Origin of the sequence: Mesorhizobium vachelliae (assembly GCF_033977325.1) — a bacterium.
GTDB classification, from domain to species: Bacteria; Pseudomonadota; Alphaproteobacteria; order Rhizobiales; family Rhizobiaceae; genus Mesorhizobium; species Mesorhizobium vachelliae.
The window spans coordinates 64,596-88,167 of the sequence record NZ_JAVIIR010000016.1; the positions used below are offsets into that span (position 1 = coordinate 64,596).

Consider the following 23,572-nt stretch of genomic DNA (forward strand, 5'->3'; position numbering starts at 1 on the left):
TCCGGGGTCACGATGGGGTCATGCGCCGGTCTCGAAAGGAAAGCGATGCGATTGCGCGTTGAAATCCTGGCGGCGCTTTTCGTCGGCGCATTTGCGCTGCCTGCTGCGGCACAGGAATGCGGCGGCGATTTCGAGGCCTGGAAGCAAGGCGTCGCGGCCGAGGCCAAGGCGGCCGGTGTCGGCGCCATCGGGCTTGACGCGCTGGAGGACGCCACCATCGACGAGCGGGCACTGGCGCGCGACCGCGCCCAGGGCGTCTTCACCCAGACCTTCACCGAATTCGCCAACCGCATGATCTCGGCCTATCGCCTGAAGCAGGGCGCGGCCAATCTGAAGAAATATGCCGGCGTCTTCGACCGCGCCGACAAGGAGTTCGGCGTCCAGCCGGCCATCATCGCCGCTTTCTGGGGGCTGGAGACTGATTTCGGCGCCGTGCAGGGCGATTTCCACACGCTGAATGCGCTGGTGACGCTCTCGCATGACTGCCGCCGCCCTCAGCTCTTCCGGCAGCAATTGGTGCCACTGCTCACCTTGATTGACCGCGGCGTGCTGCCGGCCGACGTCAAGGGCGCCTGGGCCGGCGAGATCGGCCAGACGCAGATCCTGCCGACCGACTATCTTGCCAAGGGCGTCGACGGCGACGGCGACGGCAAGGTTGATCTCAGGAACAGCGTGCCGGATGTCATCATGACGACGGCCAACAAGATCATGTCGCGCGGCTGGAAGCGCGACCAGCCCTGGGTGCAGGAAGTGCGCGTTCCCGACGAGATGCCATGGGACCAGACCGGCCGCACCAACAAGCTGCCGCTGTCGCAATGGGCCCAATGGGGCGTCACCGAACCCAACGGCAACCCGCTCATCGACAATGGTCTGAAAGCCGGCCTGGCGCTGCCGATGGGCCGCAAGGGGCCGGCCTTCCTGACCTACGACAATTTCGACGTCTATCTGGAATGGAACCAGTCCTTCACCTACGCGCTGACGGCGGCCGTGCTTGCCACGCGCCTTGCCGGCGCGCCGCAATTCGATCCGCGCACGCCCGAGCAGGGCCTGAGCGGCGACCAGATGAAGGCGTTGCAGACCAAGCTCGAAGCCAAGGGCTATGACGTCGGCACGGTCGACGGCATCCTGGGCACCAACACGCGCGAAGCGATCCGCAAGGAGCAGACACGGCTCGGATTGCCGGTCGACGGCTGGCCGACGCCGGAACTGCTGGCGAAGCTGTAGATTTCTCGGGAGCGGTCAGTGAGCCGGTTCGACTCAAAGAACAGCTACACCCCGCTTACCGCGCCGCCAAGGCCGTGGGCCGAGATCGAGGCGTTTTATACCTCTCTCACAGCGGCCGCGTTCGATCAGCAGTCGATGGTTGACCTGGTTCGCCACATACGTTCCGCATATGCGGAGGGCAGATTCCACGCCCTCACCTCGATGCACACGCTGGTAGTGAGCGTGAACAATCCTATCGAACTCGACCGCGAAAACCTGCGAATGGATTATCACTTCGCCGATCGCGAATGGGAATTCGATTACAGGTCAAAGCCCTTCAAACCGGCCGAATTCACCAGGCGCTATCCCGCATCGTCCGGCATCGAGAAATTCGACGCCTTCGTGAAGATGATAGGCTGGTAGTCCGCCGTCTCCGGTATGTTCCTAATCCGCCATCGTCTCCAAGCTCGCGAACCCCTGCGGTGCGTCGCCTTCGTCGAACGGCGTCGTCACTTCGACGAATGTGTCGGGGAAGAAGCCGTTGAAGCGGGTCCTCAGCGACAGCGAATAGGCGCCGATATGGCCGATCTCGATCCAGTCGCCGGTGTCGACCGTTTCCGGCAGCCAGAATGGCCTGGACAGGATGTCGACGGAGTCGCAGGTCGCGCCGCAGACCTTGAACGGCACGATGGTTTTCTCATAGCCGTTGCGCGTGCGGATCGCGGGATCGGGGATGAAGCGGGCCGGCAGCGCGATCTTGCCCGTCCACGAATCCGACAGCGACGCCCAGATGCCGTCATTGATGTAGAGCCGCTTGCCCTTGCGCAACAGCACCCGCACGATGAGCGACAGGCAGCGCGCCACGATCACGCGACCCGGCTCGGCCACCAGGGGGATCTGGTCGAACTGGTATTCCTTGAGGTCGCCGGCCAGCCGCGACATCAATTGCCCGAGCGACGGCATCTCGACCTGCTTGCGGTTGGGATCATGGCCGTATTCGGCGGGAAAGCCGCCGCCGACATCGAGCCCGGCAATGTCGAAGGTCAGGCGGTTGCGCACCCAGTCGGCCGAGGCGAGCGCCCGCTCATAGGTGTCGGGATCCTCGATCTGGCTGCCGACGTGGAAGCAGAGCCCCACTTTATAGCCGGTGCGGTTCAGGCGCTCTGCGAGCTCGACCGCATTGGCCGGCCCGGCGCCGAATTTCTTCGACAATTCGTAAGCCGCATGGCCCTTGGTCTGGATGCGCACGAAGACGGTGATGGCGCCCGGGTCGATGTCGAGCGCCCGCACCACACGCGTCAGCTTGGTGATCTCGTCCTCATGGTCGACCGAGATCACCCGGATGCCGTATTTCTCCAGCGCCAGCTTGATGTCCGATTGCGCCTTGACCGGGTGCATGTAGAGCATCTCGGCATCCGCCGAGACCGCGCGCACAGCGGCGAACTCGCCGGGCGACGCGACGTCGAAGGTGCTGACGCCTGCCTCCACCAGCGTCCTCAGCACGATCTGCTCGCCATTGGTCTTCACCGCATAGGCGGTCTTGCCGGGAAACATGCCCATGAACTGCAAGGCATCGGCCTTCAGCACCTGTGGGCGGAAACAATAGACCGGATCGTCGGGACGAAGCGCCAGCGCCGCATCAAGGGCATTTTCGAATCGCTGCATGGACGAATCCTCAGGTCTGGAGCGCGCACAATTAATCCTAGCTAGCCGCCAAAGAAAACAGTTCTGTGTCTGGCCATCCCACGCGGCCAGCCGCACTCTTTCGCCAACACTAAACCACCAGTCAGGTTTCGGGTGGCCCTTGCCGCCGAACGCGATATCGGTTGGTGAGATGTTGACGGGCTGAGGTTGCGATCGGCTCGGGGGAGGAACAGGACATGTCAACTATAGCCGGCGCCGTGCCGACGCGCGGACCGATGACGCTCAAGGATTGGGCGCAGCTTCTCCTGCTCGGCGCGATCTGGGGCGGTTCGTTCTTCTTTGCCCGCATCGCCGTGTCGGAAATCCATCCGCTGGCGCTGGTGCTGTTTCGCGTCGCCATCGCCGCGATCGCGCTCCAGCTCTATCTGGCGGTACGCGGCCCCTCGTTCCGGCTCGCCTTCCCACATGCCGGCCTGTTCTTCCTGCTGGCGCTCACCAACAACGTCGTGCCCTTCTCGCTGATCTTCGCCGGCCAGACGCAGCTCGGCGCCGGCGTCGCCTCGGTGCTCAATGCGACGACGCCGTTCTGGACGCTGGTCTTGGCCAACGCGCTCACGACCGACGAGAAGCTGTCCTGGAACAAGCTGGCCGGCATCGCGCTCGGCGTTGCGGGAACGGCGGTAATGATTGGCCCGGGCCTTGTTGCCGGCCTCGGCGGCCCTGTCTGGGCCAAGTTCGCGCTGATCGGCGCCTCTGTGTCCTACGCGATAGCCTTGATGATCGCGCGCCGCTTCAAGGGCGTGCCCTCGCCGGTCATCGCCACCGGGCAACTGACCGCCTCGACCATCATCATGGTCCCGATCGTGCTCATTGCCTATGGCCCGACGGGCTTGTTCTCGGCCTCGCCACCGGTCTGGGCCGCGGTGCTGGGGCTGGCGCTGCTGTCCACCGCCTTCGCCTATATCCTCTATTTCAACCTCGTCGCCTCGGCCGGCGCCACCAATGCCTCGCTGGTCACGCTGATCGTGCCAGTCAGCGCGGTTCTGCTCGGCTTCCTCTTCCTCGGCGAGCGGCTGGCGCTGTTCGAGATCGGCGGCATGACGCTGATCGGACTCGGCCTGATCACCATCGACGGGCGATTGTTCGGCAAATGGTAGCGGTGTCATGCCACACCGCCGCCACAATTTATTCACAACGGCGAAGCCGGCTTTTGCCGAAGAGTTTCAACGGCTAACGGCAAATTCCAGGTCGCGAATTCCACATTCATGTCGCATTGCAGCACGTTTTCCGCTTGCCTGTGGCACAAATGACCCTAGACTCCTGCCATAGCTCTGAAGAGGAGGCTATGACATGGGACTGACGAGGCCAATCAACGCTTTGATGATTTGTGCCGCATTCGCATTCATCGGTGCCCTTATCATAGGTGTTCTTCCCTGACCCGCCAAAGCCAGGAAGATCAAGTACCGAGAATAGTCCAACAGTTCGAAAAGGCCGGGTTTCTACCCGGCCTTTTCCATTGCAAACCCTGAGTTCCGTTAGCTTTAGTTCACGCGTTACAGCGCTAAAGCATGTCTCCCGAAAGTGGGAACCGGTTTCGGGATGAAGACATGCGTAAAATCAAAAACCTGAAGCGCATGGAGCGAATCTGAAAGATCACGACGCGCTTTAGCTTATGCAGCGGCCGAACCGGCAGCCTCCGCCTCATGTGAGCGGATGCCGATCATGTGGCAGACGGCGAAGACGAGATCGGCGCGGTTCATCGTGTAGAAATGGAAGTCGCCCACGCCGCGCTCGACAAGGTCGAGCACCTGCTCGGCCGCCACGGCCGAGGCCACGAGGGCATGTGTCTGCGGATCGTTCTCCAGTCCCTCGAAGCGTTCGGCCAGCCAGGCCGGCACCAGCGCGCCGCAGCGCGACGAGAAATTGGCGACCTGGGTGAAATTATGCACCGGCAGGATGCCCGGCACGATCGGGATATAGATGCCAGCGCGGCGCGCCCTCTCAACATAGCGTTCGTAAAGGTCGTTGTCGAAGAAGAACTGGGTGATCGCCCGCGTCGCGCCATTGTCGACCTTGCGCTTCAGCATGTCGATGTCGGTGGCGAAATCCGGGCTTTCCGGATGCTTTTCCGGATAGGCCGAGACCGAGATGTCGAAATCGCCGAAGCTCTTCAGCGCGCCGACCAGTTCGGCGCCATTGGCATAGCCATCGGGATGCGGGCGATAGCTTGTGCCCACGCCGGCCGCCGGATCGCCGCGCAATGCCACGAAGCGCTTGACGCCCATGTCGGCGAACTCGCGGATGACCGTGTCGACCTGATCGCGCGCTGCATCGACGCAGGTCATATGCGCCGCCGGCGTCAGCAACGTCTCGTTGAGGATGCGCTTGACAGTACGCGCCGTGCGCTCGCGGGTCGAGCCGCCGGCGCCATAGGTCACCGAGACGAATTTCGGCTTGAGCGGCTCCAGCCTTGTGACCGTGTCCCAGAGCCTCGCTTCCATCTCGTCGGTCTTGGGCGGGAAGAATTCGAACGAGACGCGGACCTTGTCGCCGATGTCGGGGCGGCGGGAAAAGCGGAACTGGTTCATCAGGCTGTTTCCCTTACTTGCAAGGAATCGTTGGACGGATCGGCGATCAAAAGGCGACGGTCGCGGCCGAGCCAAAGCTTCACCGTGAGCCTTGCCTCGTTGCCGCCGCGCGGCTCGAATTCCTGGCTGTCCTCGAGGTCGAGGCCGGCCTCCTCGAACCAGTCGGACATCTGCCGGTCGGAGAAGCCCAGCCGCATATGCGCATGCTGGTCGCGCAGGAATTCGAGATTATGCGGCGCGAAGTCGACGACGATCAGCCGGCCCGATGGCCTGAGCAGCCGCGCCGCTTCGGCTATGGCGCGCGCCGGATCGTCGAGATAGTGCAGCACCTGATGGATGGTGACGAGATCGAAGGCGTTGCGCTCGACCGGCGGCGAGAAGATATCGCCCTGGCGCACCTGCGCATTGGCGATGCCGGCCTTGTCGAGATTGGCGCGCGCCACGCTCAGCATCTCGCGTGACATGTCGATGCCAACCCCGCGCCGGTAGAGCGGCGCGAAGATTTCGAGCAGCCTGCCCGTGCCGGTGCCGAGGTCGAGCATCGACTGGAACGGCCGCTTGCCGACGAGCTTGATGAGTGCCGCCTCCACCGCGCGGTCCGGCACATGCAGCGAGCGGATGTGGTCCCAGCTCGCGGCATTCTCGGAGAAATATTCGGCCGCCCGGTCCTGACGCTTGCGCTTCACCGCCGCCAGCCGCTCGAGATCGCGCACCACCTGCGGATCGGCCTCGCTTATACCCGACACCAGACGCTGCACGAAATCGCGCGAATTATCGATGTCGGTCAGCCTGAAGAAGGCCCAGGACCCTTCCTGGTAACGGCCGATCAGCCCGGCATCGAGCAAAAGCTTCAGATGACGCGAGACCCGCGGCTGCGACTGCCCAAGGATCTCCGTGAGGTCGGAGACGGTGAAATCGCCGCGCGAAAGCAGCACCAGGATGCGCAGCCGGCTGGATTCGGCCGCCGCCTTCAATGTATCTACCATTGTGTCGAGCGAGACATGCATGAGCGGGTTCTCGTTGAAAGATATAAAGATATGTTTATGTCGATTTCGAAACTCGCGCAAGGGCTATGTCGCTTCCGGACAAGAAAATGGCGCAGCCGTGATCCGCGCCGGGCAGACGGTTGTTCCGAGGGATGATGAGGATGTTTGAGACGCGCGAAGGTGAGACGCTTCTTGCAGCCGATCCGGCGGAAATGCGGCCGGACGCCCATGTCGTCTTCATCGGCCGCATCGTCTCGCCCTGGGCGGCTCGCGAGGAGTGCCCGAAGAACATGCGCGCCGCCCGCGAATCCGGGCGGCCCGCGACGGTCCTGATCGACGAGCCTTATCGCCCGGGATTGCAAAACCTGGAACGCGCCAGCCACGTCGTCATCCTGTCCTGGCTCCATCATGCGCCGCGGAATCTGATTGTGCAGAAACCGCGCCATGCGGCTGAACCGAAAGGCGTTTTCTCGCTGCGCTCCCCTGCCCGGCCGAACCCTGTCGGCCTGCATGTGGCGAAGCTTGTCGCACTCGACATCGATGCCGGCCGGATCGGGATCGACGCCATCGATGTGCTCGACGGCACGCCGGTCATCGACATCAAGCCCTACTACGCTTCCACGGATGCCTTCCCCGAAGCGACCATCGCCGGGCGCGACGAGAAATGAGCGCCCCCACGGGTCGCCGCCGCGCCATCGCCAAGGCGCTGACCACGCTTTTGCCGCTCGCGCCCTACGCCGACATGGAAAGGATCCGCGCCGACGCCGGTTCGGTGCATATGAAGACCCTGCCGCCGACGATCGCGGTATGGCTGGCAACCATCGCCCATATCCGCCACGCCCACACCGACTACGAAAAGCTCCTCGCCGAGGGCTACGACCGGGATTCGGCGCGCTTCTTCGTCATCGAGCAGACCAATGTGATGCTCACCCGTTGGCGCGCGACAAGGCTGCTCGAGGAAGACGACGAGGACGAGTGAGGTCGGCGCGATCGCCGGGCGCCTGATAGGCGTACTGCTGGGAAGCATGACGATCCGGCATGGTCGGGCGCGGTCTGCTATCCTTGACCTGCGCTCCAAATAATTCCGGCGGTGCCTCTGGAAAAACGCCGAAAGCGCCGTACATGCAGCAAGCGGAGTATCCTCCGCTTATATCCGGAATATATCGTCACCAGAGCAATTCCAGGGAAAGCGCGTAGCGGTTTTCCGCCCGGAATTACGCAAAAACAATGACTTGGAGCGCCTCGGCGATCATGACAGGCGCTGCACTGCTCCAAGGGCAAGGATCACAGATCATGACTGATAAGGTTTGGTTCATCACCGGATCATCGAAGGGCTTTGGCCGCGTCTGGGCCGAGGCCGCGCTTGCCCGCGGCGATCGCGTCGCGGCAACCGCGCGCGATGCCGGCACGCTCGCCGATCTCGTCCAGGAATATGGCGACAAGGTCGCCGCCATTGAGCTCGACGTCACGGACAAAAAGGCGGTCGATGCCGCGATCGCCGAGGCGCATAAGCGCTTCGGCCGGCTCGACGTCGTCATCAACAATGCAGGCTACGGCCATTTCGGCGCCGTCGAGGAGGTCACCGAGCGGGAAGCGCGCGACCAGATCGAGACCAACGTCTTCGGCGCGCTTTGGGTGACGCAAGCCGCGCTGCCCATCATGCGGGCGCAGCGCTCCGGCCACATCATCCAGATCTCCTCGATCGGCGGCGTCAACGCCTTCGCCTCGATCGGCCTCTACCACGCCTCGAAATGGGCGCTGGAAGCCTTCAGCCAGTCGCTCAGCCTGGAGGTCGCCGGTTTCGGCATCCATGTCACCCTTGTCGAGCCGGGCGGCTTCTCGACGGACTGGGCGGGACCGTCGGCCAGGGTCTCCAAGCCGTTGGATGCCTACGAACCGGTCCGTGCGGCGATGGCCGAGCGCCGCAGCCGTTCCGTCGCCGGCGATCCGCAAGCGACCGGCCCGGCGATGCTGGCGATCGTCGATGCCGCCGAGCCGCCGCTCAGGGTCTTCTTCGGCGATGGCGGCCTGCCGATGATCAGGCAGGAATATGCCAACCGCATCGCCACCTGGGAAAAGTGGGACCATGTCTCGGTGATGGCACAGGGCGCCAACAAGAACCGCAAAGCCTGATCAAACGCCCGAGGCCACGCTGCTTCAACAGCGTGGCCTCATGCCTGATAGATCCACTGCTCCGGCACCCGCACCGAAATCTCCTCGCCGGCCCGAATGACGCCCGGCTTTTCGACCCAGGCGACAAGCCCGCGCAGCCGTTTCGCCTCCTTGGGAAAGAGCAGCGCGGTGGCATTGAGATCCGCGGCGCCGACATGCTCCGCGATCGACTGTCCGGCAACGCGGCACGGCTTGTTCTGGCCGTCGACCTTGAGCGTCACGCCCCCCTTGAAGAACATCAGCGAGCCGGCCGGCAGCATCGACAGATGCGGCACGCCTTCGACTACAAGATTGGCGCCGATCCACTCCGGCTTGATCTCACCGAGCCCCATGCGTTGGGCGACGATGGCGAGCTCGTCCGCCGCGACAAGCGACAATTGCCGCTCGTTACGCATCTCGGTGCCGCGCGGATACCAGGGCTCGCGCCCACCCGAACGCCGCGTTGCGCCCGCATGGAAGTCGCCGGCGATACCGTCGAAGCCAAGCCGCAGCTCCGCGACCGCCCTCGTCTCGAAATGATCGTGCGGAGCAGCATAGAGCGCCGCGGCCTTTGCCGTCACCTTGCGGCCTGGCACGATGTCGATCACCGGTTCCGCCACGGGAAAAAGGTCCAGGTTCGTTTCCTGCATGCCGCTGGTCTAAAGATGCCGAAGAATGCGGTCCAGTCGAAAGCGCTGATGATCCGATCACGCCGCTTGATGGCGATCACGACGTTATTACCAAAAAACGCCACCCTCGCCGCACCACGTCGCATTGCCGCCGCGACGGCGGCATAAACGATGGCGCCAAATCGGGAGGAGGCTCGATCATGCAGGTTGGACACGCTGTCGCCGCCCTCTGGCTGTTCTGGGTGGTATCCTGGGTTCTTGCCTCTGCCTGGGCCGATCCGGCGCAAAAGCGCGTGGATCTCAGGTCGGAGGCACGCTACCGGGTCCTTTGGCTGGCCGGCACAGTGCTGATGTTCGTGCCCGCGCATGGCTATGTCGGCCGGCTGCGGCTCTGGATGCCGACGCTCACCGAAGCCTGGATTTGCGTCGCCCTGATCGCCATCGGCATCACCTTCGCCTGGTGGGCGCGCCTCCATCTTGGCCGCTTGTGGTCGGCCAATGTCACCGCCAAGGCCGATCATCGCGTGATCGATACCGGCCCCTATCGCCTGGTGCGCCACCCGATCTACACCGGACTGCTGCTGTCCGTCCTCGCCACCATGGCCGTCAAGGGCACGGTTTGGGGCATTGCCGGCGCCGCCCTGCTGCTTGTCGGCGTCGTCGTCAAGGCGAGACTGGAAGAGAGCTTCCTGCGCGGCGAGCTCGGCCCGGCCTATGACGACTACGCCAGGCGCGTGCCGATGCTTGTGCCCTTCGCGCCGGCTTGACGCGGCAGGATATGCTTCACAACATCCTGAGCAGCGCGCCGCCGATCGAATAGCCGGCGCCGAAGGCGCAGATCAGGCCGAAATCGCCGGCCTTCATGTCGGCATGATTTTCCGACAGCGCCACGATCGCGCCGGCGCCGGCGGTGTTGCCCAGCCGCTCCAGCACCATCGGCGCGCGGTCATGGTCGACGTCGTGGCCGAAGGACAGTTTCAGGATCATCGCATTCATGCGCGCATTGGCCTGATGCAGCCAGAAGCGGCGGATGCCTCCCGGCGTCAACCCGTGCTCGGCCAGGAACTCGACGATGAATTTCTGGCCGGCAACGGTGACTTCCTTGAACACCTTGTTGCCGACCTGCTTGATGAGGTTGCCTTCCAGGTTGATCATGTAGGGATCGTCCTGTGCCGTGCGCGTATGGTAGCCGAGATTGGTGCGGATGTTGTTCGACATCTGCGTCCAGGTGCGCGTGTCGAGCACCTCGAAACGCCCCGGCCGCTTTTCGCCTTGCGCCAGTCCCTCGACGACCATGGCGACAGAGGCGTCGCCGAAGATGAAATGCGTCTGCCGGTCGCGGAAATTGAGGTGGCCGGTGATGATCTCAGGCGTCGACACGAGGATGCGCTTGTGCGCCCCCGACCTGACAAGGTTGACGGCGACATGCAGCGCGGCCGCGGCCGAAGAACAGCCAAGCCCCATGTCGAAGCCGGCGCCTTTGGTGCCCAGCGCCTGCTGCATCTCGATGGCGATGGCCGGATAGGGCCGCTGATGGTGCGAGGCCGAGCAGATCACCAGGTCGATATCCGACCCGTCGACCCCGGCATGGGCGAGCGCCTTCCTGGCCGAGGCGATGCCGAATTCCGCCTCCAAGGACAGCGCGTCGTCCGGCCGTGCCGGAATGCGCGGCGACATGCGGGTCGGGTCGAGGATGCCCTCGCGCTCGATGACGTGGCGGCTTTTCACGCCCGAGGCGTGCACGATGAAGTCGCTGTCCGATTTCTGCAAAAGCGGCTCGCCGGTGTCGGCGCGGCGCGCATTCTCGGTGTCGACCCAGCTGTTGAAGCTTGCGACCAGCTCTTCATTGGTGATGACGGGTTCAGGGATTTCGGCGCCGATGCCGCTGATGATGACGCGATGCATGTCCAATCCGTCTAGAGCAGGGCCTTGATGTGGGCACCGAAGCAGCCCGGCGCCACCCTTGTCGCATTTAGCCGGTTTATGCCAGCTTAAACCACCGGGTCACGCCCGCTTGGCGACGATGAATATCCGCGGGAAGCGCAGCAGCACCTTGCCGTTCGCCGTCTTGGGATAGGCCTTGGCGATCTTTGCCGTGTAGCTGTCGAGGAACACCTTCTTCTCATCCGTGTCGAGCGGATCGAGGAAAGGCTTCAGCCCGGTCGCCTTGACCCATTCCACGATCGCTTCGGCATCGGCCAGCGGGTGATTGTAGATCGTGTGCCAGATGTCGAGCCGGTCGGCGAGCGGCGACAGAAGATCGTAATAGAACGACACCGGCGGCAGCGGGCCACGCGCGGCGCCCTCGAGCTTGGCTGCAAACGGCGCTTCCGCCGCCGTATCGCGCATCAGCTGGTGCGAGGCCTCGCCGAGATTGTCCGGCATCTGGACGGCCAGGGCGCCGCCGGGCGCGAGCAGCCCCATCAGCCGCTGGAACACCGCCGGGTGCTCCGGCAGCCACTGGAAGACGGCATTGGCGAAGATGACGTCGACGGGATGCTCGGGCTGCCATCCGGCGGCGTCCGCCAGCTCGAAGCTGACATTGGGCAGCCGCGCCCGCGCCTTCTCGATCATGTCCGGCGAGGTGTCGAAGCCGCTGACCTGCGCATCCGGCCAGCGTTCGACCAGCAACTCGGTCGAGTTGCCCGGACCGCAGCCGATATCGACGACGCGCCGCGGGAAATCGACCGGCACCTGCGCCACGAGATCGCGCGCCGGCCGCGTGCGTTCGTCCTCGAACTTCAGATATTGGGCGGCGGACCAGTCTTTGCCCTCGCGTGTCATCATAACCCAATCTGTAGTTGACCCGGGCACATGCTGATATCACTCAAAGCCAAAAGGGCAATCGACTTTTTGCAACGCTATCAGGCTCTTGATCGCCGCAGTTCCATAACGGTAGATTCAGATATTGACGTCCCCAGATGGTCTGACTGCGAATGAAATTTGGTTTCGAGGAAGCGCAAGCCAAATACGTCAGCGGTTCTCAGCGCGCGAGGGTATGGACTGAACAGTGGGTTTCTCAGTGGCTTTATTGCCCTAACTGCGCAGGTTTGCGACTGACCCAGTTTTCCGCGAACCAGCCCGTTGCCGATTTTTTCTGCGGTCATTGCAGCGACCAATTCGAGCTGAAAGGCCAGAAGAAAGCGTTCGGCGCGAAAGTTGCTGATGGTGCGTATTTCACCAAAATCGATAGGCTGGCCTCGTCAACCAACCCAAACCTGATATTGCTAAACTATGATTTGAACAAAATGGCGGTATTAAACGTCTGTATGGTGCCTAAGCACTTCTTTGTTCCAGACATCATAGAAAAGAGAAAACCGCTTGCGCAGACAGCGAGAAGAGCGGGCTGGATCGGCTCCAACATACTGCTAAGCCGCATACCGAATTCGGGCCGAATCTATATCGTTCGAAACAGCATCCCGATCCCAAAGGAATCTGTCATAGAGCAATGGCAGAGGACCCTTTTTCTTCGCGAGAAAGGAGCGGAAGCCCGCGGATGGCTGGTCGAAGTTATGAAATGCGTCGACCTGATCGGCCCTGTGGAATTTAATATCGAGCAGGTCTACGCCTTTGAAGGAAGATTGAGCGCTCTATATCCGCATAACAGGAATGTTCGGCCAAAGATTCGCCAACAGCTGCAAATCCTTCGAGACAACGGATATCTCGATTTCGTGTCTCGTGGTCGCTATCGCATCAGAAGCAATCCGCTATAGTACTGCCACGTACGGAGGCGCGACATGGCTTGGTATGCGAACCACTACGAATGCTATAGATGCGGTGAACACTGGATCGACGAATGGTCATGCGCGTGTGACGACGAGTGCCCGTACTGCGGCGCACGCCATGCAACTCCCGTAGAGAGCGATGACCTCACGTTTCAGGTTATTGTCGAAGCTGGAGCTTTTGTCGTTCTGAAGTCGCCGGACAGTGCAGAACACCGCCCAGACTACAAAGAGATTGGACGCTTCGCTAGCGAGACGCTAGCGAAGCAATTTGTTGCGCAGTTCGAGGCTTTGTAAGGCTCTACCGCGTCAGCCGCTTGTGCGTCATGCGGTGCGGGGTCGCCGCTTCGGCGCCGAGGCGGCGCAGCTTGTCCTTCTCATATTCCTCGAAATTGCCTTCGAACCACTCGACATGCGCGTCGCCCTCGAAGGCGAGCATGTGGGTGGCCATGCGGTCGAGGAACATGCGGTCGTGGCTGATGATGACGGCGCAGCCGGCATAGGCTTCGAGCGCGTCTTCCAGCGCGGCGAGCGTTTCGGTATCGAGGTCGTTGGTCGGCTCGTCGAGCAGCAGCACATTGCCGCCGCCCTTCAGCATCTTGGCCAGGTGGACGCGGTTGCGCTGGCCGCCCGACAGATTGCCGACCTTTTGCTGCTGGTCGCCGCCGCGGAAGTTGAAGGACGAGCAATAGGCGCGGCTGTTGACCTCGTGCTTGCCGAGCTTGATGACTTCGGCGCCGCCGGAGATCTCTTCCCACACCGTCTTGTTCGGGTCGAGCGCGTCGCGGCTCTGGTCGACATAGCCAAGCCGCACGGTCTCGCCCTTGCGGATCGAGCCGGCATCCGGCGTCTCCTGGCCGGTGATCATCTTGAACAGCGTCGTCTTGCCGGCACCGTTCGGGCCGATGACGCCGACGATGCCGCCCGGCGGCAGCTTGAACGACAGATCCTCGATCAGAAGCTCGTCGCCAAAGCCCTTGTTGAGGCCCTCGACCTCGATGACGACATTGCCGAGGCGCTCGCTCGCCGGAATGACGATCTGCGTGTCGGTCGGCTTGCGGCTCTGCGACTGCTCGACCAGTTCCTCATAGGCCTTGATGCGCGCCTTCGACTTGGTCTGGCGCGCCTTCGGCGAGGACTGGATCCACTCGCGCTCGCGCCAGATCGACTTCTGGCGCGCGTCGTCCTCGCGGCCTTCCTGGATCAGGCGCTTGGCCTTGGCGTCGAGGTACTTGGTGTAGTTGCCTTCGTAAGGGATGCCGCGGCCGCGATCGAGCTCGAGGATCCAGCCGGTGACGTTGTCGAGGAAGTAGCGGTCGTGGGTGATGATCAGCACCGAGCCCGGATAGTCGCGCAGGTGCTTTTCCAGCCACTGCGTGGTCTCGGCGTCGAGATGGTTGGTCGGTTCGTCGAGCAGCAGAAGGTCGGGCTGCTCGAGCAGCAGCCGGCAGAGCGCCACGCGGCGGCGTTCGCCACCGGAAAGGTTGGTCACCTCGGAATCCGGCGGCGGGCATTGCAATGCGTCCATCGCCATCTCGACCTGCTGTTCGAGGTCCCACAGGTTCAGGCGATCCATCTCGTCCTGGAGCTTGGCCGACTCGTCGGCCGTCTCGTCGGAATAGTTCATCATCAGCTCGTTGTAGCGCTCGATGATGGCCGTCTTCCTGGCGACGCCGTCCATGACGTTCTCGCGCACGGTCTTCGCGTTGTCGAGCTGCGGCTCCTGCGCGAGGTAGCCGACGGTGGCGCCCTCGGCCAGCCACGCCTCGCCCTGGAACTCCTTGTCGAGCCCGGCCATAATGCGCAGGATGGTCGACTTGCCCGAGCCGTTGGGGCCGAGAATGCCGATCTTGGCATCCGGATAGAAGGACAGGTGAACGTTATCGAGCACCTTCTTGGTGCCATAGGCCTTCGACAGGCCGGACATGTGATAGATGAACTGGCGAGCCACGCGCGCTTTCCCTGGAAACTGAAGTGTCAAGGTGAATGGGGGTTGCGCGCTATGTAGGCGATGAAGCGCCGAACGGCAATCGCTTTCGGCACGCGACGGCCAATCCGCGCGCATTCGACGATTTCGCCCCGAAGTCCGTTCACAGCTTTTCGTGCCCTCGATCTTGCGAAAGAGGCGGTTAACCATTCGCCTTCAAAACGATGCTAGGTTGGGAAATCGCGGCCATGCCGCGGTTTCGGGGAAAGATCGGATCGACGACGTGCTGAACGGTGCCCTGCTCCTTGCCGAAGCGGTTCTCTATTTCGGCGCCATGGTCACGCTTTTCCGCTTCCGGCGCCGCATCGGGCTTGGCGTGTTCATCTGCGCGCTCGGCGTCATGCATTTCCTCGAAACCTATCTCGCCAGCGTCTTCTATGTCGCCCTGCCGTTCGGCCTGGTGTCGCCGGGCTCCGCCGTGCTCTTCTCCGGCAAGCTGGTGATGATCCTCTTGCTCTACATGAAGGAGGATGCGGCCACCGTCCGCCAGCCAATCTACGGCCTTTTGCTCGGCAACGCCCTGATGATCGGCCTGGTGCTGATCCTGCGGCTGCATGCCGTTTCGCCGCTACCCGACGGCAGGATGCCCAACATCGCCTTCATCGACGAGATGGGCTGGCTGATGGTCTGGGGCACTTCGCTTCTCTTCGTCGACGCCATCCTGATCATCCTGCTCTACGAGAAGCTCGGCGCCTATCTGCGCGCGAGGCCGTTCGCCCGCATCCTCGCATCGGTTGCCTGCGTGCTCACCTTCGATCAGGCCGGCTTCTTCACCGCGCTGCATTTCGTTGCCGGCGCGCCGATCGAGGTCTTCTTCGGCGGCTGGTTCGCCAAGATGGGGGCCGCGCTTGCCTATAGCGGCATGCTCGTCGCCTATCTCAAATGGGTTGAGGACAATGATGTCGCCGTGCCGCGCGGGCTCTCCGACATTTTCGACACCCTCACCTATCGCGAGCGCTACGAAGCGCTGATCAAATATGTCGGCCGCGACGGCCTCACCGGCCTGCTGCATCGCGGCAGTTTCGATGCAGACGGCGAATCCGCGGTCTCGGCCGCCATCAGGATCGGCAAGCCGCTCAGCCTGCTCATCGTCGACGTCGACCACTTCAAGTCGATCAACGACCGCTTCGGCCATGCCGAGGGCGACAAGGTGCTGAAATCGATGGCTGCGCTGCTCGCCGAGTCGGTCGCCGGCAACGATCAGGTGTTCCGCATCGGCGGCGAGGAATTCGCCGTGCTGACGCAGCAGTCGCACACAGCCGCCAGGCTGCTTGCCGAGACCATCAGGAACGCCGCCAGGACCTCGGCGCATACAGGCCGCTTCAACATCACGGTGAGCGCTGGCGTTTCCACCGTCAGCGAGACGACGCGCTGCCTCGCCGACATTTTCGCGCTCGCCGACCAGCGCCTCTACAAGGCCAAATTGAGCGGCCGCGACCGCGTGGTCGGCGAACCCGGCAGCGAGGCGATCATCCTGCAGGCGGCCCCCAAATCAGCCTGACGAAAGATCAGCCTGACCAGGGCCTGCCGCTTACTGGAAGCCGATCGGATCGACCGAGCCCTTCGGACAACCGGCTTTGGCAGTCGGCGCGGACGCCATCAAGAGATCGGCAAGCTTGCTGTCCGGGCCAATCGGACCCGACAGGCCGAGGGTGAGCTCGCCGATCATGCGTCGGCCGCTCGACGGGTCGACAAGGCAGGAAACACGCACGCGGTCGCCGGCGCCGGCACCAAAGGCCTCGTTGAAGGCGCCGCGGATCTGGTCCGAGGTCAGTTGCTTGCCGATGTTCTTGTTGAAGAGATCGCGCACCGCCGAGCCGTTCACCGCGCGCATCAAATTGAGCGCGTCCGAGAAATACTCCTGCTGGTTCTTGCCGTAGCAGGTGCCGTGCTTAATCCATTCGTGGCGCTCGAGCCTTGAGGCAGTGCCCGGCATCACTTGGTTGAGCTCGGCGCGCGTGTTGGCGTCGAGATCGACCGGCGGCAGGTCTCCCCAATGCGCCGGATTGTCATTGGCCTTGTCGCTTGCCGACACCTGGCAATAGAAATTGCCGTTCGGTTGCGGCCAAAGCCCGTGCAGCGTGAAATGCGACGCGTCGAACTCGCTTGGGCTCTGCGCCTTGCATTCGGGTTTGCTCGCCTTGGTCTCGCAGAAGGCCGGCTGCCAGCTCAGCGCAAAGACATATTCGGGTTTTCCGGAGGCGGACGACGGCCTGGTCTGACCGGAAGGCGCTGGGGTGACAGCCGCGCTGCCGCCGCTGACATGGCCGCAGCTGATCTTCACCCAGCGCCGCTCCGGATCGGCTCCAGGCACCTGGATGAGGTAATGGGTGGGCTCGTCCTTGTTGCCGGCAAGAAGCTCATAGCTCTTCCCGGCTTCGGTCGAGATGTTGCCGGGATTCTTGCCGCTCTTGATGGCCTGCGTCGCCGGACAGGCACTGTCGGCCATGAAAGTCCCGCTCATCTTCACGTCGGCATGCGCCACGCCGGCGCCGACCAGGGCCAGCGCCATCGAACCCCACAATGCCCAAACCCGCATCCCGCTCTCCCGGCGATCATTGAACCGTATTGGATTTGTCACACTAGAACAGCCGGCGTGTCAGAATTGCGATCTTTTTCGCCGCGCGAAAAAACTATCCCCAGCTCAACGCTCCATCGGCGTGTCCGGAAGTCCCTTGAACGCCTGTTCGAGCCGACGGATTGTCGGCATTGCATATCGGCAGGTGCGCTCATCCACTTGACGCCGGCGAAGCCCTCGCCCAACAGTCGACTAGAGCATGATGCCGAAAAGTGTGAAGCGGTTTTCGGACACCATCATGCCCTATCTCTTGGGTTAGAGCCGGATGATTTCAGGTCGATCCGACCTAATCATCCGGCTCCGGGGAGCGGGACAATGCCATTCGACAAGCAGACCAGGCTGGCCTCACCGACCGGGGCCGACCTCAACCTTTATGTGAAACGAGCCGCCGGAAATCCGCGCGCGGTCGTCCAGATCAATCATGGACTGGCTGAGCATGCGGCGCGCTACGACCGCTTTGCCGATTTCCTGGGCGGGCGCGGATTCCACGTTTACGCCCATGACCATCGTGGCCATGGCGCGACGAAGGCGCCCGACGCCCCGCTTGGCAAATTCGCCGACAGCGACGGCATCGCCAAGGTGATCGCCGATGTCGACGCCGTTCACGACCTGATCGCTGCCGAGCATCCGGGCTTGCCTGTGATCGCTTTTGGACATTCGCTCGGCGCCTCGGTCGCGCTGAATTTTGTCCTGCGCCACTCCGAGCGTGTCCATGCCGCCGCGATCTGGAACGGCAATTTTTCGCAAGGCCGGCTCGGTCAACTGGCGCTTGGCATTCTAGGCTGGGAGCGGATGCGGCTCGGCTCCGACGTGCCGTCGCGGCTTCTGCCCAAGCTCACCTTCCAGGCCTGGGGCAAGGCGGTGCCCAATCATCGCACCCTTTTCGACTGGCTGTCGCGCGATCCGGTCGAGGTCGACAAATATATCGCCGACCCGCTTTGCGGCTGGGATGCTTCGGTCTCGATGTGGCGCGATGTGGTCGACATGGCGCTTCACGCCGGCAAGGATCAGAGCTTTGCCGGCGTCCGGCGCGACCTCTTCGTCAATCTTGTCGGCGGCGAGAAGGACCCCGCGTCGGACTACGGCAAGGCCGTCCATCACCTGGCAGAGCGCATGCGGGCAATGGGCTTTTCGAATCTGGTTTCAAAGGTTTACCCGGAAACGCGGCACGAAAGCCTGAACGAGGTCAATCGAGATGTCGTCATGGATGATTTCGCCGCCTGGGCCGACGGCGTGCTGAAGTCCTGATCTAAGCAGGTTCCGCAAAAGTGTCCCACGGTTTTGCGATCAAAACCTGCGAGAAACGGGGAATCTAGGCAGATAGTCGTGGGGCATCCCACGAATATCTGCTTAGCGTGGCCCACTGCAAGGGCCGTGACAGGGGCGGCTGCTGTTGATAGAGGCTGCGCTTTCGACCCCATTACGGTGATCCATGGCCGAACCTCCGCTGAAAGGCATCCGCGTTATCGAACTCGCCCGCATCCTGGCCGGCCCCTGGGCCGGGCAGCTGCTCGCCGATCTCGGCGCCGATGTCATCAAGGTCGAGAGCCCGGATGGCGGCGACGACACCCGCAAATGGGGCCCGCCGTTCGTCATGAGCCATGACGGCGAGAACCTTTCGGCCGCCTATTACCATTCCTGCAACCGCGGCAAGCGCTCGATCGCCATCGACTTTTCCAAGCCCGAAGGTGCCGAGACGCTGCGCAAGCTGGTCGCCAACGCCGACGTGCTGATCGAGAACTTCAAGCTCGGCGGCCTGAAGAAATACGGCCTCGACTACGAGAGCCTGAAGGCGATCAATCCACGCCTCGTCTACTGCTCGATCACCGGCTTCGGCCAGGACGGTCCCTATGCGCCGCGCGCGGGCTACGATTTCATCATCCAGGCCATGGCCGGCATGATGTCGATCACCGGCGAGCCGGGTCGCGAGCCGCAGAAAGCCGGCGTCGCCATCTCCGATCTCTTCACCGGCCTCTATTCGGTGATCGCCATCCAGGCGGCACTCCGCCATGCCGAAATGACCGGCGAGGGCCAGCACATCGACATGGCGCTGTTCGACAGCCAGATCGCGGCGCTCGCCAACCAGAACCTCAACTATCTGGTTTCCGGCAAGTCGCCCGTACAGATGGGCAATGCGCATATGAACATCGCCCCTTACGAGGTGCTGCCGGTGAGAGACGGCCACATCATCCTCGCGGTCGGCAATGACGGGCAGTTCGGCAAGTTCTGCGCCGTGGTCGGCCTCGCCGACCTGCCCGCCAATCCGGATTTCGCCACCAACCCTGCCCGGGTCGCCAACCGCGTGAAGCTGCGCGAGACGATCGTCGAAACCCTCGCGACCTGGGACCGCGATCCGTTGCTTGCGAAGCTGGAAGCGGCTGGCGTTCCGGCGAGCCCGATCAACACGATCGGCCAGATGTTCGACGATCCGCAGACCGTCGCGCGCGGCATGCGGCTCGACCTCGACGACGGCCATGGCAACCGCCTGCCCTCGGTGCGCGCGCCGATGGTGATGTCGGGCACGCCGCTCGTCTATGAGCGCCCCTCGCCGCGCCTTGGCGAGCACACGCAAGAAATCCTTGCCGAACTGGAGAGATCGAAATGAAGACCGGCGGACAACTGATCGTCGAGGCGCTCGAAGCGAACGGCACCGACCGCATCTTCTGCGTTCCGGGCGAATCCTATCTTGCTGTGCTCGACGCGCTGCATGACTCTTCGATCCGCACCATCGTCTGCCGCCAGGAAGGCGGCGCCGCGATGATGGCCGACTGCCAGGGAAGGCTGACCGGCAAGCCCGGCATCTGCTTCGTCACCCGCGGTCCCGGCGCCACCAATGCCTCGGCCGGCATCCATATCGCCATGCAGGATTCGGTGCCGATGATCCTGTTCATCGGCCAGGTCGCCAGCCACGCCAAGGAGCGCGAGGCCTTCCAGGAGGTCGACTACAAGCGTTTCTTCGGCGACATCGCCAAATGGGTGGTCGAGATCGACGATGCCGCGCGCATCCCCGAATTCGTCACCCGCGCCTTCGCCGTCGCGACTTCCGGCCGGCCCGGCCCGGTGGTCATCTCGCTGCCGGAAGACATGCTGATCAGCGAGGTCGAGGCTCCGGAAGCGCTGCCGCACACGCCGGTCGAGACACGCCCGGGCGAGGCCGAGCTCGATGCGCTGCAGATGCTGCTCGCCAATGCAAAGCGTCCCTTCGTCATTCTCGGCGGCACGCGCTGGAACGAGGAAGCGGTGGCGCATATGCGCGCGATCGCGGAGACGTGGTCGCTGCCGGTCGGCTGCTCCTTCCGCCGCCAGATGCTGTTCGACCATCTGCATCCGAGCTACGCCGGCGATGTCGGCATCGGCATCAATCCGAAGCTTGCGGCGCAGATCAAGCAGGCCGACGTGGTGCTTTTGATCGGCGGTCGCCTGGGCGAGATGCCGTCTTCCGACTACACGCTGTTGAAGAGCCCCTATCCCGACCAGGCGCTGGTGCATGTCCATGCCGATGCCGGCGAGCTTGGCCGCGTTTACCGGCCGACGATAGCCATCAACGCCTCGCCCGCCGCCTTCGTCGAGGCCTTTGCCCGGCGCAAACCCGCTGCCAGGCCTGCCTGGGCGGCCGAGATCGAAAAGGCGCATGCCGCCTATCTCGAATGGTCGACGCCGCCCCAGACCGGCCCGGGTGCCGTCCAGATGGGTCCGATCATCGAATATCTTGGAAAAGTGCTACCGGAAGACGCCATCCTCACCAACGGCGCCGGCAACTACGCCACCTGGGTGCACCGCTTCTACCGCAACCGCCGCTTCGGCACGCAGGCAGCGCCCACGTCCGGCTCGATGGGCTACGGCACGCCGGCCGCGGTCGCCGCCAAATCATTGTTCCCGGACCGCACCGTGGTTGCCTTCGCCGGCGACGGCTGCTTCCTGATGAACGGCCAGGAGTTCGCGACGGCTGTCCAGTATGATCTGCCGATCATCGTGATCGTCGTCAACAACGGCATCTACGGCACGATCCGCATGCATCAGGAGCGGGAATATCCGAGCCGCGTCGTCGCCACCGAGCTCAGGAACCCGGACTTCGCAGCACTTGCCCGCGCCTATGGCGGCCATGGCGAGACGGTGGAAAAAACCGCCGACTTCGCGCCGGCCTTCGAACGCGCGCGTGCCAGCGGCAAGCCGGCGATTGTCGAGATCAAGCTCGATCCCGAAGCGATCACGCCGACCCGCACGCTGACGCAGATACGGAACAAGAACTGAGCGCCGGCAAGGGTTAAAGCATGTCTCCCGAAAGTGGGAACCGGTTTCGGGATAAAGACATGCGTAAAATCAAAACCTAAAGCGCATGGAGCGAATCTGAAAGATCGCGACGCGCTTTAGGCCGAGTTCCTTCGCGCCGACTTCCGAATGGATCGCGATTCTGGCGGGGGCTACATCGCCCCGCCCGCCTTCTCGATCTGGCCGCGGATCTCGCCGTCCTTGTTCTTGGCGGTATGGACGTTGACGTAATATTTGCCGGCCTCGAGATCGGCCGCCTGCGCATCGGTCAACGTCGCCGACCCCTTGATCGGGCTCTTCAGCGTCTTGAACGGGATGACCGGATCCGCGTTCGCGCCCATATCCGCCGGCCCGTGAATATGGGCGGCCACGGCCGGCCCGCTGAGACCGGAATATTTGACGTTCCAGCTGAGCTTCTTGCTGGTGGTGTTGTAGGTGAGTGTCGCTGTACCCTTGCCCTTGGTGGTGACGGGCGGGTTCTGCTGGCTGCCGTCGAGCGTCGCCTTGAATTTCATCGTCTCGGCCATGGCCGGCGATGCGAGAAGGAAAGCTGTCGAAACGGCTAGAGCCGAAAGCATCGGCACGGATAGGATGCGCATGAAGGACCTCCGTTGATTGCAGCATCCTTCGCGGCTCCCCGACGTGCGGATGCCTCAGTGCAACGGTTGGGCGGCCCGATGTATCCCTGCGCACGTTTATTTTACCACAAAAGCACGAAAAGGGGCGGTCGCCCGCCCCTTTCCATCTTCCGCATCCAGAGCATGATTCCGAAAAATGGGAACCGGTTTTCGGAAAAGATCATGCTCCAGCAAAGAGTTAGAGCGGACCTTACTTGATCGCCTTGTCGGTGATCGCGGTCGTGTAGGCGCCGCTCGCTTCCTTGCTGATGATCTTCTGGTCGAGCAGCGCCTTGGCCGTGCGCTCGTAAGCGGCCGGGATCAGCTTGCCATCGGCATTGTCGATCAGCTTGGCAACTTCCTTCATCATGAACTTCTGGTGGTTCTCGTCCTGTCCGCCATTGTCCACGACGATCCCGGCCGCCTCGTCGGTGTTCTCCGTGGCGTATTTCCAGCCCTTCATCGAGGCGCGCACGAAGCGCACCATCTTGTCCTCGAAGGCCGGGTCCTTGAGCTTGTCCTCGAGCGTGTAGAGCCCGTCCTCCAGCAGGTCGTTGCCCATGGCGGAGTAATTGAACACGACAAGGTCTTCCGGCTTGTAGCCGGCGTCCAGCACCTGACCGTATTCATTGTAGGTCATCACCGAGATGCAGTCGGCCTGCTTCTGGATCAGCGGCTGCACGTCAAAGCTCTGCTTGAGCACGGTCACGCCGTCCGGGCCGCCATCGGTCTTGAGACCGATCTTGTTCATCCAGGCGTAGAACGGATATTCGTTGCCGAAGAACCAGACGCCGAGCGTGTGGCCCTTGAAGTCGGCTTCGGTCTTGATCGGCCCGGCCTTGGGGCAGACCAGTTCCATGCCCGCCTTCTTGAACGGCTGGGCGATGTTGACGAGCCCCACGCCCTTGTCGCGTGCTGCGAGCGCGCCACCCATCCAGTCGACGATGACGTCGGCGCCGCCGCCGGCGATCACCTGCTCGGGCGCGATGTCGGGGCCGCCCGGCTTGATGTCGACGTCGAGGCCTTCGGCGTCATAGAAGCCCTTGGCCTTGGCGACATAGTAGCCGGCGAACTGGGCCTGCGTGACCCATTTCAGCTGCAGTGTCACCTTATCGGCGGCCATCGCTTGGAAAGCGGCCAGCGACATGGCGCCGGCCAAAGCAGAAATCAGCAGTCTTTTCATGTTATTACCCTCTGA

At 63.0% G+C, this 23,572-nt stretch carries 22 protein-coding genes; 12 read left to right on the plus strand and 10 right to left on the minus strand.

Features of this window, described 5'->3' with window-relative positions; all coding sequences use genetic code 11:
• Window positions 1-45 precede the first annotated feature (45 nt).
• Window positions 46-1,224: a lytic murein transglycosylase gene (locus RFM41_RS27555; RefSeq protein ID WP_320252569.1), complete on the plus strand. Its 1,179-nt coding sequence runs from the start codon at window positions 46-48 to the stop codon at window positions 1,222-1,224.
• An 18-nt stretch (window positions 1,225-1,242) separates the two neighbouring features.
• Window positions 1,243-1,626, plus strand: coding sequence for a hypothetical protein (locus RFM41_RS27560; protein WP_320252568.1), 384 nt, complete (start codon window positions 1,243-1,245; stop codon window positions 1,624-1,626).
• 21 nt (window positions 1,627-1,647) lie between these two features.
• Here RFM41_RS27560 and RFM41_RS27565 read toward each other — a convergent pair whose 3' ends face one another.
• The gene (locus tag RFM41_RS27565; protein ID WP_320252567.1) at window positions 1,648-2,868 is read right to left on the minus strand and encodes an alanine racemase; all 1,221 of its coding nucleotides are present in this window, start codon (window positions 2,866-2,868) and stop codon (window positions 1,648-1,650) included.
• Window positions 2,869-3,083: 215 nt separating this feature from the next.
• On the opposite strand from RFM41_RS27565, the gene RFM41_RS27570 reads away from it, so the two are divergent.
• Window positions 3,084-4,004 carry a DMT family transporter gene (locus tag RFM41_RS27570; protein WP_320252566.1) on the plus strand — a complete coding sequence of 307 codons (921 nt, stop codon included), beginning with the start codon at window positions 3,084-3,086 and terminating at the stop codon, window positions 4,002-4,004.
• Window positions 4,005-4,517: 513 nt separating this feature from the next.
• On the opposite strand, the gene metF is transcribed toward RFM41_RS27570, so the two are convergent.
• Together metF and RFM41_RS27580 are read right to left on the minus strand one after the other, a co-directional pair.
• A complete protein-coding gene (metF, locus tag RFM41_RS27575) occupies window positions 4,518-5,435 on the minus strand; it encodes a methylenetetrahydrofolate reductase [NAD(P)H] (RefSeq protein WP_320252565.1) in 918 nt (305 codons plus the stop codon).
• Entirely contained in the window at window positions 5,435-6,442 is a 1,008-nt protein-coding gene (locus RFM41_RS27580; RefSeq protein WP_320252564.1) for an ArsR/SmtB family transcription factor, read from the minus strand. The genes metF and RFM41_RS27580 overlap by 1 nt, the downstream gene beginning before the upstream one ends.
• 140 nt (window positions 6,443-6,582) lie before the next feature.
• Here RFM41_RS27580 and tsaA point away from each other — a divergent pair, with 140 nt between their 5' ends.
• From tsaA to RFM41_RS27595, 3 genes are all read left to right on the plus strand, one after another.
• Window positions 6,583-7,089 (plus strand): tRNA (N6-threonylcarbamoyladenosine(37)-N6)-methyltransferase TrmO, encoded by a 507-nt coding sequence (tsaA, locus tag RFM41_RS27585; RefSeq protein WP_320252563.1) that lies wholly within the window; start codon window positions 6,583-6,585, stop codon window positions 7,087-7,089.
• Window positions 7,086-7,400: a DUF2293 domain-containing protein gene (locus RFM41_RS27590; protein ID WP_320252562.1), complete on the plus strand. Its 315-nt coding sequence runs from the start codon at window positions 7,086-7,088 to the stop codon at window positions 7,398-7,400. The genes tsaA and RFM41_RS27590 overlap by 4 nt, the downstream gene beginning before the upstream one ends.
• A gap of 314 nt (window positions 7,401-7,714) precedes the next feature.
• Window positions 7,715-8,554 (plus strand): SDR family oxidoreductase, encoded by an 840-nt coding sequence (locus RFM41_RS27595; RefSeq protein WP_320252561.1) that lies wholly within the window; start codon window positions 7,715-7,717, stop codon window positions 8,552-8,554.
• Window positions 8,555-8,592: 38 nt separating this feature from the next.
• Here the strand turns inward: RFM41_RS27595 and RFM41_RS27600 are convergent, their stop codons facing one another.
• Window positions 8,593-9,222, minus strand: coding sequence for an MOSC domain-containing protein (locus tag RFM41_RS27600; protein WP_320252560.1), 630 nt, complete (start codon window positions 9,220-9,222; stop codon window positions 8,593-8,595).
• A gap of 179 nt (window positions 9,223-9,401) precedes the next feature.
• Between RFM41_RS27600 and RFM41_RS27605 the strand changes: the two genes are divergently transcribed.
• Complete coding sequence (locus RFM41_RS27605; protein ID WP_320252559.1) at window positions 9,402-9,968, plus strand: methyltransferase family protein; 567 nt, start codon at window positions 9,402-9,404, stop codon at window positions 9,966-9,968.
• 16 nt (window positions 9,969-9,984) lie between these two features.
• Here RFM41_RS27605 and RFM41_RS27610 read toward each other — a convergent pair whose 3' ends face one another.
• Together RFM41_RS27610 and tam are read right to left on the minus strand one after the other, a co-directional pair.
• Complete coding sequence (locus tag RFM41_RS27610) at window positions 9,985-11,106, minus strand: beta-ketoacyl-ACP synthase III (protein WP_320252558.1); 1,122 nt, start codon at window positions 11,104-11,106, stop codon at window positions 9,985-9,987.
• 99 nt (window positions 11,107-11,205) lie between these two features.
• On the minus strand, window positions 11,206-11,988 hold the full coding sequence (tam, locus tag RFM41_RS27615; RefSeq protein ID WP_320252557.1) for a trans-aconitate 2-methyltransferase: 783 nt from the start codon (window positions 11,986-11,988) through the stop codon (window positions 11,206-11,208).
• A 149-nt stretch (window positions 11,989-12,137) separates the two neighbouring features.
• Here tam and RFM41_RS27620 point away from each other — a divergent pair, with 149 nt between their 5' ends.
• Window positions 12,138-12,914: a DpnI domain-containing protein gene (locus RFM41_RS27620; protein ID WP_320252556.1), complete on the plus strand. Its 777-nt coding sequence runs from the start codon at window positions 12,138-12,140 to the stop codon at window positions 12,912-12,914.
• 310 nt (window positions 12,915-13,224) lie between these two features.
• Here RFM41_RS27620 and ettA read toward each other — a convergent pair whose 3' ends face one another.
• A complete protein-coding gene (gene ettA, locus RFM41_RS27625) occupies window positions 13,225-14,874 on the minus strand; it encodes an energy-dependent translational throttle protein EttA (protein WP_320252555.1) in 1,650 nt (549 codons plus the stop codon).
• Window positions 14,875-15,133: 259 nt separating this feature from the next.
• On the opposite strand from ettA, the gene RFM41_RS27630 reads away from it, so the two are divergent.
• Window positions 15,134-16,411: a GGDEF domain-containing protein gene (locus RFM41_RS27630; protein WP_320252554.1), complete on the plus strand. Its 1,278-nt coding sequence runs from the start codon at window positions 15,134-15,136 to the stop codon at window positions 16,409-16,411.
• A gap of 30 nt (window positions 16,412-16,441) precedes the next feature.
• On the opposite strand, the gene RFM41_RS27635 is transcribed toward RFM41_RS27630, so the two are convergent.
• A complete protein-coding gene (locus tag RFM41_RS27635) occupies window positions 16,442-17,449 on the minus strand; it encodes a ribonuclease T2 family protein (RefSeq protein ID WP_320252553.1) in 1,008 nt (335 codons plus the stop codon).
• 354 nt (window positions 17,450-17,803) lie between these two features.
• On the opposite strand from RFM41_RS27635, the gene RFM41_RS27640 reads away from it, so the two are divergent.
• From RFM41_RS27640 to RFM41_RS27650, 3 genes are all read left to right on the plus strand, one after another.
• On the plus strand, window positions 17,804-18,736 hold the full coding sequence (locus tag RFM41_RS27640) for an alpha/beta fold hydrolase (RefSeq protein ID WP_320252552.1): 933 nt from the start codon (window positions 17,804-17,806) through the stop codon (window positions 18,734-18,736).
• Between the two features lie 184 nt (window positions 18,737-18,920).
• The gene (locus tag RFM41_RS27645; protein ID WP_320252551.1) at window positions 18,921-20,093 is read left to right on the plus strand and encodes a CaiB/BaiF CoA transferase family protein; all 1,173 of its coding nucleotides are present in this window, start codon (window positions 18,921-18,923) and stop codon (window positions 20,091-20,093) included.
• Window positions 20,090-21,739, plus strand: a complete 1,650-nt coding sequence (locus RFM41_RS27650) for a thiamine pyrophosphate-binding protein (RefSeq protein WP_320252550.1) — start codon at window positions 20,090-20,092, stop codon at window positions 21,737-21,739. The genes RFM41_RS27645 and RFM41_RS27650 overlap by 4 nt, the downstream gene beginning before the upstream one ends.
• 170 nt (window positions 21,740-21,909) lie before the next feature.
• Here RFM41_RS27650 and RFM41_RS27655 read toward each other — a convergent pair whose 3' ends face one another.
• Together RFM41_RS27655 and RFM41_RS27660 are read right to left on the minus strand one after the other, a co-directional pair.
• The gene (locus tag RFM41_RS27655) at window positions 21,910-22,356 is read right to left on the minus strand and encodes a CHRD domain-containing protein (RefSeq protein WP_320252549.1); all 447 of its coding nucleotides are present in this window, start codon (window positions 22,354-22,356) and stop codon (window positions 21,910-21,912) included.
• Between the two features lie 229 nt (window positions 22,357-22,585).
• Entirely contained in the window at window positions 22,586-23,557 is a 972-nt protein-coding gene (locus RFM41_RS27660) for an ABC transporter substrate-binding protein (RefSeq protein ID WP_320252548.1), read from the minus strand.
• Between the last annotated feature and the right edge of the window lie 15 nt (window positions 23,558-23,572).